The organism is Blautia sp. OF09-25XD, from assembly GCF_003482095.1.
In the GTDB taxonomy this organism is placed as follows: domain Bacteria; phylum Bacillota; class Clostridia; order Lachnospirales; family Lachnospiraceae; genus Fusicatenibacter; species Fusicatenibacter saccharivorans.
This window is the reverse complement of record NZ_QUMG01000026.1, coordinates 15,384-28,853: the sequence shown is the minus strand read 5'-3', so window position 1 is coordinate 28,853 and position 13,470 is coordinate 15,384. Positions and strand designations below refer to the sequence as shown.

Here is a 13,470-nt window from a genome sequence, read left to right as displayed (position 1 = left end):
ACAGTTTGCAAACCTGTACCGCCTCATAAAAAGCAGCGCCTCATTCGAAGAAGCTTTTAAGTTTGTGGGATAAGTTTGTGCAAAATTCGATATTTGCTCATTTATAGTTTTAAAAATTAAATTTATCATACTATCTATATCATAGTGAGTCAATAGGAATACCATTTTACGCCAAAAGAAACGGATGACCTTCATCACCCGTTTCTCTCATTCTGCTCCAATCAACACATTCTTCCCCGCAAATGCAAACCCATAATGCCGGATCCTTTCCTGCGGCACGCCGAGGGCCACCAGTTCTGCGTCGTATTTTTTATCCACGATCTGTTTTAAAGCCTCCTGCACCGCATCTTCCAGTGTCTCCTTTTTTACCCGGCTGCAGACTTTAAATTCAATAATAATCGCCGGATCTTTTTCTCTATTCTTCGGAATCATCATCACATCATACCGTCCAAATCCACTTTCCCGATTCGACCGGATCTGATAACACTCTGCGCGTTCTGCCATCAGTCCCAGGACGAAGCCATGATAGAATCGTTCCGGCTCCAGACTTTCACTGTTCTCCCCGCCGACATCAAAATGGCTGAAGGTCGCAAGGGACACTTTATTCATATAATAATTCATCGCTTCCAGATCGCCCTGCACCAGTGCTTTTACAAAACTGCTGTACCCCGCTTCCGATGCTTCAAACCATCCGCGGAACATATCATCAAACATGCTCACCGTTTCCAGATTGGTGATACGGAGCTGATACCACGGCTTCAAAGTAATTCCGCGATACTCCACCTCTTCCGCTTTCAGATAACCGCTCGCGAGCAGCAGACTCCAGATTGCATTTTCATTGTAATCCAGCTGTTCAAACACCATCTGCTCATCAAAGTTCACCGTGACTGCCTGTCCGTTCAGTAGATCTTCCATATACTCTTTGATTTCCGGCGAGGCGGTGCGGATCAGCTTTCCTGCCAGACCGTTCGAACTCGTATCTGCCCAGTACGGGCGCAGTTTCTTTTCTTTTAAATAATTGGTAATCGACCATGGATTGTAGATATCGCGGTGTCCGCCAAAGATAAATCCATCATACCACTGCTTCACAACGTCCTTTTTGTCTCCCATTCCGAACTCGTCCAGAGATGCAAAAACTTCCTTTTCGGTAAATCCAAAACAGTCCGCATACAGATCCGATGTCGTCGTCACCACACGCAGATTATTTAAGTCAGAAAAAATACTTTCTTTCGAAACCCTCGTGATTCCGGTCATCATCGCACGTTCCAGATAAGGATTCGTTTTAAACGTCGCATTAAACAGACTCCGCACAAACGTTGTAAATTCCGCCCAGTAGCCATGGACATACGCTTCCTGCATCGGCGTGTCGTACTCATCCAACAGAATAATCACTCTTCTGCCGTAATACCGCGCCAGATACATACTCATATTATTGAGCGCCGCTGCGGCCTCCGCATCACCCATATGCAGATTGACCTCGTTGTATGCTTTCTTCTCATTTCCGCTCAGCAGATCCCCGTCCAGAAGGTACCGGTTTTCTTCATACACTCTCGCAATCTGCTGTTTGATCTGGATTTTCGCTTCCGAAAGCTGATCTGCTTTCACGGCTGCAAAACTCAAAAAGATCACCGGATATGTTCCCTGCAGTTCCCGATATTTTTCTTCTTCCCAAACGCCAAGTCCTTCAAACAGATCGCCCCGGACGGCATATTTATTAGAGAAAAAGCAGTTCAGCATGCTCATATTCAGTGTCTTGCCAAAGCGGCGGGGGCGGGTGATCAAGGTGATTTCATCCCCGTTTTCCCACCAGTCCTTGATGAAGTGAGATTTATCCACAAAGAAATAATGGTTTTCCCTTAAGGATGCAAAATTCTGTTTTCCTATACTAATTACTTTTTCCATCCATCACACCTGCTTTCGGAATTTGTCCTTTTCTCGATTATACACTATCCTTTCCTGAATTCCAATCTTAAAACATCCCATTCGCCGCAAACGTAAAAAACAACAACGCCAGAAACAGCACTTCCAGCACCGCTCCCAGAATGGTAATGATCTTTCCCGTCTTCTCTTTCCAGATTTTTTTCATCCCCAGATACAATAGAATTCCGATCACCGCGCCAAGCGTATTATCGATCACATCCGTAATATCACTCGCGCCGATCGCAAAAATATACTGCGTCACCTCAAAAAACAGGCTCAGTCCCGATGCAAGGAGAATGCGGTTCTGGATTTCGCTGTCCGGATAGAAGGCTGAGATGCAGAGGCCGAACGGCAGAAAGACCAGCATATTTTCGATAATTTCACTAATCTGCACTTTCCCGTTCACCACAACCGACGCCGCATACGGAATCAGATTAATCCCCCGCAGGTGCGGAATTTCTTCCGGGCGCAGGGAGAATTTGAATAAAATGCACCAGACAAGCAGCGCCAGATAAACGCCGAATACCACCAGAAATGCTTTTGATTTTTTCTTATTTGCCAGAAATCCCATCTTGGTTTTCCCCCTCTGAATCAGATTTTGTATACGTCTGATTCTATCAGAACATTCTTAGGATTCCTCTTCTCTTTTCCAAAGAAATCCCAACGGATTTCCTAAGTTTTTCTTAATGCCGCCGGAAAAATCCGCACAGCGTAAAAAGCGGCTCTCCAGAATCTTCCGAAAAGCCGCTTTTCCAACGTTTCTATTTTATTTGTTTCAATCCACAGTCGGTAATTTCACAGAGTCTGACATGTCAGCAGAATGCTGACTGTGGTTTGCCTCATATCAGTGGGGGATACCGATTTCTCTCCGCCCGCCACTGCCGTTAACTTTCTTATTTGCAATTCATCTCACCACCTATAGAGGTGGGAGAATCCTTGCTATTATTTGTTGAAAACTCTTATTTCTTAATCTCATATCCGCAGTACTGCATCACAAGCTCGCAGAACATTGCGTTTGCCCAGGAGAACCACTCTCTGGTGTAAACGGTCGGATCATCTACGAAAACGCCCTCGTGCATCAGTCCTGTGCCGCCGTCGGTTGCCATCAGTTCGTGGATCATCTGATGTTTCTCCTCTTTTGTCGGTGCGGTCAGTCCCTCGATAGCTTTTGAGATGTGCCATACGTAGCGAACCGGTGTGTGCGGGCTTCCGATTCCGGAAAGCTTCGTTCCGGAATAGTAGAACGGGTTTGCCTCGCTTAAGATCAGCTTTCTTGTGTTGTCAGCCACTTCCTGGCTCTTTGGTTCATAGCCAGATAGCTCATAGCCAGAAGGCTCGGTACATTGGCATCATCCATCAGATTGTACTGGCCAAAACCATCTACTTCGTATGCATAAACATCGCCCAGTCCCCAGATATGAGTCGTACCATACGTTTCAATCGCATCTTTTACGGTCTTTGCCATTTCTTCTGCTTTCTTTGCAATCTCCTCTTTACCGCCGACAAAATCTGCGATCTCTTTCAGGTAGTTCAGAACAACAACCGCAAACATATTGGACGGAATCAGATATCCGTAACGGCAGGAGTCGTCGCTTGGACGGAAACCGGACCAGATCAGGCCAATGCCGGATTTTACCTGCGCACCTTTTCCGTCGCGGGAAAGCGTATCGGTGTAGGAGCAGTTTTTACGGATGAAGCTGTACGGAGATTTCTCCTCGTGATTCATTTCGGTCTCAAATACAGTCAGGATTTTATCAACACCTTCCCAGAAAACCTCGTCAAACTGATCCGTTCTTCCGGTGTTCTTCCAGAACAGATAGGAGAACTGCAGCGGATAGCAGAGAGAATCGATCTCATACTTTCTCTCCCAGATCCACGGTCCCATATCGGTCTCGTCCTTCTCCCAGCAGTTGCCGTTCGGTCCTTCGTTGAATGCGTTTGCGTATGGATCGATGTTGATGCACATAAACTGGCGGCGGATGAGGCCTGCGATCAGGTCAGCCAGCTCCGGGTCGTTCTGCGCCGGAACAAGGTACGGGCGCAGCTGTGCTACCGAGTCACGCAGCCACATGGCCGGGATATCTCCGGTGATGACGTAGGTGCTGCCGTCCTCCATTTTCTTTACGGTTGTGTCGAGGGTATTGGAGTAGCATCGTTCAAACATATCAACGATTTCCGGCTCGTCTTTCAGTTTTTCTCTCAGGCTTAAAATCAGCTCCTGAATGGACTTTGGTAAGGTCTCTTTCATTCTTTTTTCATCCTTTCGCTCAATTTTTCTTATTTCCCGTTATTCTGCAACAGGGCATCTCCGCAATCGAAAATGCCCTGTTGTAGTTCTTATAAAATTAATGTATCAGACTTATTTCTGTGCGTCAATCTGTTTCTGAGCTTCTTCGCGGATGGTCTCCCAGCCTGCGGTCTCAAGCTCTGCATCGATTGTTTTTACAAGCTCTCTCGGATCCTGTGCGCCGGTGAATAACTCAGAATAGTATTTCTCATATACGGCACGGCAGTTTGCAAGCTCTGTTTCGATGTTGGAGGTATCAAGGTTGAATCCAAGCATCTCAGACGGAGTTGCTTTCTCGTTCAGCTCTTCTACTTCATCCCACTGGTTGAAGTCAACATCGTCTGTCTGTGTTACATTGAAGAAAGTACCCTGGGTATATCCGGCCATGCCCCAGTCAGTGGTCAGGCGGTGTACTTTATTGTCATCGGTGTACTCGAAGTCTGTTCCTTCTGCTCCATAGTAGAACCAGTCACGCACTTTGGAATCGGTGTTTACCAGGTTCAGAAGCTGAAGTGCTTTGTCCGGGTGTTTGCATCCGGAGTAGATACCATTGATGGAACCACGTACGGTTGTGTTGGAAACGACTGTGTTGCCATACTGTACTGCTGAACAATTGGCGATACCATTGTTCGGGCCCCATGTTGTTTTTGCAGCGCCGCTCCATCCCTGTGCAGCAAAGAACATTGCGTATTTGCTGGAATCATCTGCTGTCGGAGCATCTCCGTTGATGATACCTTCCTGATACATTTTACGAACGATATCCAGGTTGGAAAGGATTTCTTCGTCATCCAGCGGATTGACAACGGTCTTGCTGTCATCGCCGTATTTAACGCCGATTGCCGGAAGTCCGGAGCTTAAATCATCGTAGTTCAGGTTCAGCAGGAAGTTTGCACCATTTTTGGACATGAAGTACGGAGATCCGCCTTCGCCCTCTTTTACTGTCTTCAGAGCATCGTACAGAGTATTGAAATCTGTTACAGAATTTACATCAATGTTATATTTGTCTGCAATATCCTGATCCCATACAAAGTACTCGGAAAGGGAGCTGTCTTTGTAGGTCGGTACGCCGTAGATTTTTCCATTTACTTCTACTGCTTTCCAGTAATCTTCCGGAATCATGTCATACAGCTCGGAAGCGTTGTCTTTGAGCAGATCTGTAATGTCCATCAGTGCGCCGGTGTTCACCTCAGAAGAGTAACGGTTCTGGTCGGTGAACAGGATATCGAAATACTCGCCGGAGTTTGTGATAACGCTTCTTCTGTTATCCCAGTCGCCCCACGGAACGATCTCCATGTCTACATTAACGCCGATTTTCTCCTCCAGATATGGGTTGATCTGTGCAAGCCACTCATCATAATCCTTCGGCATTCCGTTACCAACCTGAATCCATTTCAGTGTAACAACTTCATCTTTTGCATCACTCTTTGAAGAGCTGCTGCTTCCGTTGCTGCTTCCGCAGCCTGCCAGCATGCCACCGGCCATAACAGCAGAAAGTGCAAGAGCTAAAAACTGTTTCTTTTTCATTGTAGCATCCTCCTGATATAAAATATAGAATGTTGAAATTATCCTTAACCGAAGCCTTTTGCTTCAGTATGAGATCCATAAAGGTAAATGGTCGATCAGCCTTTTACCGCACCGACCGTCAGACCGGAAATGAAGTATTTCTGGAAGAACGGATAGCAGCATGCGATCGGGATGATGATGATGATTGCCATCGCCATACGGGCGCCCTCTTTTGGCATCGAGTTCATGTACTGTGCCGTGGTAACGCCAAGGGACGGGTTATTTGCCATCATCTCAATGTTTCTCTGTACGTGATCCAGCAGCGCCTGCAGAGAATACAGCTTGGTATCGCTGATGTACAGGGAAGACTGGAACCAGTCGTTCCAGTAACCGAAGGTGAGGAACAGGGCGATCGTTGCCATCAGCGGTTTCGACAACGGCAGGGCGATCTTTCCGAAAATCTGGAATTGAGTTGCTCCATCGATCTGTGCTGACTCAATGATAGATTCCGGAATGTTGGTCTTGAAGAACGTTTTACAGATGACAACGTTGAACGAAGAAACACAAAGCGGAAGAATCAGCGCCCAGATACTGTTTTTCAGATTCAGAAACTGTGTGTTGACTACATAAGAAGAAATCATACCACCGTTAAAGATCATTGGAATGAAAACGACCATGGTAAAGAATCCGTTCAGTTTGTAGGTGCTTCTGGAAAGAACGTAACCCATCAGCATCGTAAGGGCAACTCCGATTACCGTACCGATAACCGTTACCGCAACGGAAACGCCAAGTGCTGTCAGGATCATCTGTCCTTCCCGAAGAAGGAATTTGTAAGAATCCAGCGAGTATGCACTCGGAATAAACTGGTAGCCGTTCATCTTGATCGAATGCTCGGAAGAAATCGAGATCATAAAGATGAATACCACCGGGATAATACAGGCCAGGGCGAGGATCACAAAAATAACATTGAAAATTGCATTTGTAGATCCCTGGATCTGATTTAAATGTGAAGAGGAAGCCAGATCAAGATCTTTTTTCTTTTTTGCCATTTTCGTACCTCCTTAAATAATCGCGCTGTCTTCATCAATCTTCTTCACAATGGCATTGGCAAGAAGGATGGTGATGCAGCATGCAACAGACTGGAAGAATGTTGCCGCAGAAGTCATTCCGATCGGAGTGGAAGACTGCAGTGCGTTGTATACATATGTGTCGATAGTTGCTGTCGTTTTGAAGATCGAACCGCTTGCTCCCTGAGAAAGCTGGAAGAACAGTCCGAAGTCGGAGTAGAAGACCTTTCCGACATTCAGGATGAACATCATGATGATGACACTCTTTAAGCAAGGCAGGGTAATGTGCCATACCTGCTGTCTCTTGTTGGCGCCGTCCATAACGGCTGCCTCGTACAGTGTTGTATCAATACCGGAAATGCTGGACAGGTAGATAACCATGTTGTATCCGGTAGATTTCCACAGATACATGAAGATCAGGATAAATGGCCATACACCGGCACTCATGTACCACTGAATCGGTTCCTTGCCTGCGTTTCTCAGAATGCTGTTGATCAGACCGTTATCCTGGTTCAGGAATGCATCCAGGAAGTAGGAAGCTACAACCCATGACATGAAGTACGGGAAGAACATCATGGTCTGATATACCTTCGATGCTCTTTTGTTGTGCAGCAGGCTGATCATGATAGCCAGTCCTACGGAAAACACCATACCCAGGGCGATAAATGCCAGGTTATACAGGATTGTATTTCGCAGAATGACGAACAGATCATTGGATCTGATCAGGAACGAAAAGTTTTTAAATCCGGCCCAGTCACTGTGGAGCAGGTTGTAAATGAAACTCTTTCCACCGGTGATTTTGTAGTTCTTGAATGCAATAATCAAACCGAACATAGGCAGGAAGCTGAACAGAATGTACCAGACTGTGGTAGGCAGCGCCATGACGGTCAGCTCGGTGTCATTCTTGGTCCAGCGGTTTTTTTTCTTTTTGCTTGGTTTACTCAAGATTTTTTCCTCCTTCTCCCGATTGCTCGGGCTTATCACTTTATCCGTTTATCTTACAAACGGAATCCCGGTAAATAATCTTTCCGGGAATGCGGTATACCTCGCCGCCCTTTTTCTGCGGTTCATTCATATGTTTGATCATACGTTTTGCCGCAAGACGTGCAATCGCGTCGGTGTCAACCGCAACCGTGGTGAGCGGCGGACTGCACAGTTGTGCATAAATGGAATCATCAAAACCGGTCACGGAAACATCCTCCGGTACGCAGATTCCACGCTCTTTTAATGCCTGCACTAATTTGAATGCGGTGGCATCGCAGTTACAGACAAATGCGGTGGGCAGCTTCTCCGGCAGCAAAAGCGGAATGGCAATGCTTCATCGCTTCGGTCCGGGATTCTCCACTCATTTTTCGGGGAAATTCCCTCCTCCAGCATTCTCCGCAGATATCCGAGATATCGGTCGGAAATACTGGTTGTACTTCCTACGGTTCCGACAAATCCGATGTCTGTGTGGCCCTGCTGGATCAGGTAATTGGTCAGCTCATAGGAGCTGTAAATATTCTCGGTGATGACGGAATCGGATTTGTGGGTTCGATCGTAGATGTCCACATACACTTTCGGGAGATCAATCTGTGCAATCTGCTCCCGGACACCCTTATCGAGAATACCAAGAAAGATCAGGCCGTCGAACAGCCCTCTGGTCTGTATCGTGTTCATGTCCGACGGGAGTGTTGCTGTTGTCGGAGAAATCATGATACTCGAGCAGGATGCTCTCTGCAGCTCGTAGATGATCCGCTCGTACATTGCCATATAAAATTTTCCTTCGTCTCCGGAGCTGAACCGCGGACTCATGATGATACCGACTTTTTTGCTCTTCCGTTTTCCGTAGTCCGGAAGGACATAACCGGATTCTCTCGCAAGCGCAAAAATCTTTTCTTTCAGTTCTTCTCCCACGCCGTCTTTTCCGTTCAGCGCCTTGGAAACTGTTACTTTACTGATGCCCAGCTTATCTGCCAGGTCCTGCATGGATACTGATTTTCTCTCTGCCATGTTACCAACAGCCCCTCTATTTGTTTCTTAACTTGTGTTTAGATGTTAACATCTTTTAGAAAGATTGTCAATAGCCTTTTCGTTATTTTGTATATTAAAATTCTTATTTTCCAGTCCTAATTTGTATAGATCGAGGAGTATTCTTCTGTTTCTTTTGATTTTTTAGACAGAAAATCTGTGTTCTTGTGTTAAGTCACATAACATCTTAATATTAACGCAGTACTTTTTCGCCTGTTTTCATTTTTAACGAAAAAGCAGCGGAAAGTCTGACTTTTTCGTCTAATTGTCATACTCCCCGCTGTCTTTTTTCATCTTCTGCTGTTTTTCATACTACCGCCAGACAGCCATGGCCTCATTGCCTGACACCGCCGTAAAACCGCGGAACAATGATTACCCGCAAATAAAGGTAACCACACCCTTGTCATTATCTGACAGGCTTTCCATATCTTTCTCTGCGGTTCCCTGCTCCACAATCTCCACTCCATAACGGAACTCACTGAATCCGGACAGGTCCATCTTGAAGTTTGTTTCCCATGTGTTATTCATAATCCAGCTGTAAACCGGCCGTTTATTATTCTCCTCTTTGTTATCGCACAGAAGGATTGGGTGGGATTCCATCTCCCCCATGTAAAGTAACGGTGTGTCAAAAGTATTAACCAGAATCGTCTGATCTTTTGTCCGGTAAACGAGCCCTTCATCCGCAATATAGTATTCCATATTGGTGCCAGGAAGCTGATCAATACCAGGGCGCATGGTAACACCTCCGTTCTGGATCATCACTTCCGCATCCGGAAGATTTAACGATAACGGAAGGTACAGGCTTTCGATATCCTCGCTTAATGTTTTGGCTACCCGGTAAGAAAACTCAATTTTCGGAAGATGACGGTACATTTTGATCACAATACTGCTGTGATACGTTCCCTCCAGGGTAAAGATCAGTTCTACTTTGGTAAACACCGGTCCGTGATCCAGAATTTTCACATCCGTAAGGTCACCCTGATACTGCTCTGCGTGAAGTCCGCGGATATTTCTTCCGATCAGACTGCGTTCCGCATAAACCCCCTTCCGTATTTCGGTGCGTTCATAAACCGGCGTGAAGAACGTTTCCAGACCGGATTTGCACATTTCAACCTCTGCTTTTTTATTGTAAAAGGAGGTAATACCCTCTCCGACTTTCCATTTGATCTGAAAGAAATCGTTTTCCAGACCGTAAGGCAGTTTGTAACTTTCCGGATCGTACGTGTTCACAATATCGCGCACCCGCTCTGCGCCTACCCAGGCAGTTCTGGTGAACAGGGTCTGGGACGGAGCCGGCTGCTCTTCGTACGTGAACGTTTTCTCTTCCATTGGCTCAAATTCTGCCAGAAAACTTATCAGGACTCCGCGCGGATGAGCAGACAGCTGCACCTCCATCTCCTGTTTTGTTTTGTCATCGGTTACTTTAACTGCAGAAAGACTTAAGGTTTCTACGTAAAATTCTACCGGAAATACTCTCTTTTGATGGCTTGTGGAGACCGCCTTCACTTTACCGGACAGATTATAATAGCGCAGAATATCACCCAGTTTATGGCACTGCTCATTTTTACGCATCGCTGCTGCCTCATGTGCTTTGGATGCATAACTGTTTTTCCGCATATCCAGATTTGTCACCATGGTATCGTACGGATTCGTTACCGTAGCAGAATGACCCCAGGTGTGCTCTGCATATAAAAGAGAATTATCGCCATATGCCTGAATCAGTTCTTCGTTATGTACCCCTGTTTTTTCTTCCAGTCGGTCGCAGATATGGTTCAGTCGTACGGCCTCTTTGTAATGTTTCACCGCATATGGTGTACTTCCAACGCCATTGCCCCACCAGTCATTGATGGCACCTCGATACACCGGTGCATCCTGCACTTTATCCCGGATCTTGTCATACAATTCCTGAAGCGTCACCATATGCATGGTGACTTCTTCGCCATATTTTTCATTAAACAGCGCAACCGTATCTGCAATGGCCGGGTTGATCGGCGCATTATCCGAAAAAACGCCGGAAACACTGGTGATATAGAAATCGTACGGATAACCGTTTTCTTCATATTCCTTTATGCTCGCAGCCAGATTCGTGTGCAGATTTTCCAGAAGTCCTGTCACATCACCATTCTTTTTGCCGAAGTAGTTTTCCGTCATAAAATTAACATTTTTGTTCAGAACAATGCCGAGGGCATTTCCCAGGTTATAATGCTCACCATTCCATACCAGCAGACGCTGTCCGTTCTCATTTTCCCAGAAATACGGTTTCTGGTTCTGATACAGCGGATACATGCCGTGATGGGTATGGATATTGGTATACAAAAATTCTACTCCGTTTTCGATCAGGGCATCGCGCTGTCCCATGGAGATACCATTAATATCTGCAATCATGGCTGTTTTGATCTGGATTCCTTTTTCGCCGCAGATTTCCTGTATCGTATGGATTTTTTCTTTCAGATATTTGCAGTCGGCAAGATCATTAAAGTTCAGATAATTGGCAGACAGACCGATATTTCCTTTTTTTACCAGATCGAAAAACTTTTCTTTTTCTTCCTCCGTTGCCATTTTGAAGAACTGCTCCACGCAGTACCATGTCTCACAGTTCCATTTCAGATCTTTCTGGGTTGTGTTGTTTTTGATTCCATTTTCAATCAGTTCGACTGCCCGGCGGATGTTGTTTGCCTGGTTGTAGATCACCTGCTCCTGCAGATCGGTGTATCCCACGTCAGTGTGGGAATGATGTACGATGTAGACTTCTCTGATTTTGTGTGTCATGATAATTTCTCCTTTTCCTGTTCTATGTTGTTCAAAATTTTTATCTCTCTTTACCCCACAGATGCTACCAGCATTTTAATCATTTCGCCCTCTTCCGGTACAATCCGGTATGTTCCGACCGCTGCCGGAACGATGGCGGTTTCTGCGTAATGTACCGTGAACGGTGCAAAGCTGCCATCCATGCTCTCGATGCGGACACTTCGTCCCTCCACGAGATTCATCACATGAACCGTGTCATCCATCGAGACGGTGTGCGGCCCGGAAAGTGTATAGCGGATTGTGTCGATAAACTCGCGGCTGTGCAGTCCGGTGCGCTCCACTTCACAGTTTTCTGTTTTTTCCAGTGTTTTCTGCTGGCCGACGATATTGTCGTACACCCATTTGGTATCGCGGTTCCACTGGATATTTTTCATACCGTGGTCGAGGTGGATCGGACGCGGCAGTCCATCCATGCCAAGGCGGCCCCAGTCCCAGAGTTTGAAGGTAAAGATATACGGTGTCGCACTGATCTCCAGCACCATCGTGTTTTTTCCTGAGCAGTGCACCGTTCCTGCCGGAATCAGCACATGATCGTGTTTTTTGACCGGGATTTTGTTGGCATATTTTTCCGCAGGGAAAAGTTCTTCTCCTTTTTCTGCTGCACGGAGTTCCCGCTCCATCTCTTTTTTTATCCACGCCTTCTTTGAGGCCGAGGTATACATACGTTTCCTCGTCTTCATCGGCATCCAGAAGATAGTAGCTCTCATCCTGCGTATATGGCATGCCGAATTTTTCATAGATATATTCGGTCAGCGGATGTACCTGCAGGGAAAGATTCTGACCGCCCATCGTATCCAGCAGGTCAAAACGGATCGGGAATTCTGCGCCGAACCGGCCGTGGACTCTTTCACCCAGCAGTTCATGCGGCGCATAGAAGACAAGATCCTGTGCCGGTACTTTTAAGACTTTTCCGCCGATTTCCAGATTCAGGCTGTTTTCCTCCGGAACTCCGTCAAAGCTCCACGCGAAATTTTCCTTCGATGCATCCAGACCAAAGTTTTCCTTCATCCACTGACCGCCCCATACGCCAGGGTCGAAATACGGCTCCATACGAAATGGCTGTCTGGCAAGCTGCTGCAGTGCGCCTCGGAAGGCATTTCCCGTTGTAAGAACCGGTGCATTTTCTTTCTCCGTATCCAGAAGATACGTGAATTTTTCATACCGCTCTTTTTTATAGCGGTCCGCCAGACGCCATTCAATGAAAAATCCCCGTTTATATTTCGTCAGGATCGGATCATTATAATTGGTACTGTGCCAGTTTGGCATGCCGCTCCGATAGCGGAGCTGAACTTCCCAGCGGGTCAGATCGCAGTAAACAAGTAGATCTGCCTCGGTCAGAAGCTCTGCCGCTGTACCAACGATCACGATCAGACCACCGTTTGTATCTTTTTCTTCCGCACGTTCTGTCTCAATTGCTTTTTTCATGGTTTCCAACTTTTCGCTCTCAAACCAGGTGTCTATGGTTTTATGACACATAATGCCGAAAACACGGTCATCGGTGATGTAATCTTTAAATTCTCTTAACAGCGTTTCTTCGTCTTTGGCGCAGTCTTCGATATCAAAAATCCGATCCGGCTGCAGCGCATTTGCCAGTTCCATCATTTCTTCTTTTCGTACACCCGGATACAGATCAAAGGAAAGAATACAGGTTTTCTTTTCTTTCTGTTTTTCCTGAACCGCCCGTTTTAATTCTTCAATGATCTCCTTTTTTTCATCCCAGATTTCATTTTCATATCCTGTGATTTTCATTTGCGGATGTAATTCGTAGTTTCCATATTTCTTTTTTAAATTCATTTGGATTCTTTTCCTTTTCTTAATTTTTCTTCCATCCATTGGGGTGTTTCCTGCGCCGATCAGACCTATCATCTTTGTTTC

General features: G+C 46.1%; 10 protein-coding genes and 1 pseudogene. All 11 read right to left on the bottom strand.

Annotated features, from left to right (window positions below; genetic code table 11):
* Positions 1-207 precede the first annotated feature (207 nt).
* Complete coding sequence (locus DXA93_RS16655) at positions 208-1,902, bottom strand: AAA family ATPase (protein ID WP_119208836.1); 1,695 nt, start codon at positions 1,900-1,902, stop codon at positions 208-210.
* Between the two features lie 67 nt (positions 1,903-1,969).
* A complete protein-coding gene (locus DXA93_RS16650; RefSeq protein ID WP_119208834.1) occupies positions 1,970-2,491 on the bottom strand; it encodes a VanZ family protein in 522 nt (173 codons plus the stop codon).
* A 388-nt stretch (positions 2,492-2,879) separates the two neighbouring features.
* A pseudogene (locus tag DXA93_RS16645) lies at positions 2,880-4,084 on the bottom strand (glycoside hydrolase family 125 protein).
* Between the two features lie 195 nt (positions 4,085-4,279).
* The gene (locus tag DXA93_RS16640) at positions 4,280-5,731 is read right to left on the bottom strand and encodes an ABC transporter substrate-binding protein (protein WP_119208832.1); all 1,452 of its coding nucleotides are present in this window, start codon (positions 5,729-5,731) and stop codon (positions 4,280-4,282) included.
* Between the two features lie 95 nt (positions 5,732-5,826).
* Positions 5,827-6,759, bottom strand: coding sequence for a carbohydrate ABC transporter permease (locus tag DXA93_RS16635; protein WP_055219078.1), 933 nt, complete (start codon positions 6,757-6,759; stop codon positions 5,827-5,829).
* 12 nt (positions 6,760-6,771) lie between these two features.
* Positions 6,772-7,722, bottom strand: coding sequence for an ABC transporter permease (locus DXA93_RS16630; RefSeq protein WP_119208830.1), 951 nt, complete (start codon positions 7,720-7,722; stop codon positions 6,772-6,774).
* Positions 7,723-7,762: 40 nt separating this feature from the next.
* Positions 7,763-8,014 (bottom strand): substrate-binding domain-containing protein, encoded by a 252-nt coding sequence (locus DXA93_RS18750; protein WP_243109251.1) that lies wholly within the window; start codon positions 8,012-8,014, stop codon positions 7,763-7,765.
* Positions 8,014-8,769, bottom strand: coding sequence for a LacI family DNA-binding transcriptional regulator (locus DXA93_RS16625; RefSeq protein WP_243108229.1), 756 nt, complete (start codon positions 8,767-8,769; stop codon positions 8,014-8,016). Before DXA93_RS16625 ends, DXA93_RS18750 begins: the two co-directional genes overlap by 1 nt.
* A 390-nt stretch (positions 8,770-9,159) precedes the next feature.
* The gene (locus tag DXA93_RS16620) at positions 9,160-11,556 is read right to left on the bottom strand and encodes a hypothetical protein (protein WP_119208828.1); all 2,397 of its coding nucleotides are present in this window, start codon (positions 11,554-11,556) and stop codon (positions 9,160-9,162) included.
* A 50-nt stretch (positions 11,557-11,606) separates the two neighbouring features.
* Entirely contained in the window at positions 11,607-11,933 is a 327-nt protein-coding gene (locus tag DXA93_RS18745) for a hypothetical protein (RefSeq protein ID WP_243109250.1), read from the bottom strand.
* Positions 11,878-13,389: a class I mannose-6-phosphate isomerase gene (locus DXA93_RS16615; RefSeq protein ID WP_243109249.1), complete on the bottom strand. Its 1,512-nt coding sequence runs from the start codon at positions 13,387-13,389 to the stop codon at positions 11,878-11,880. The genes DXA93_RS18745 and DXA93_RS16615 overlap by 56 nt, the downstream gene beginning before the upstream one ends.
* Between the last annotated feature and the right edge of the window lie 81 nt (positions 13,390-13,470).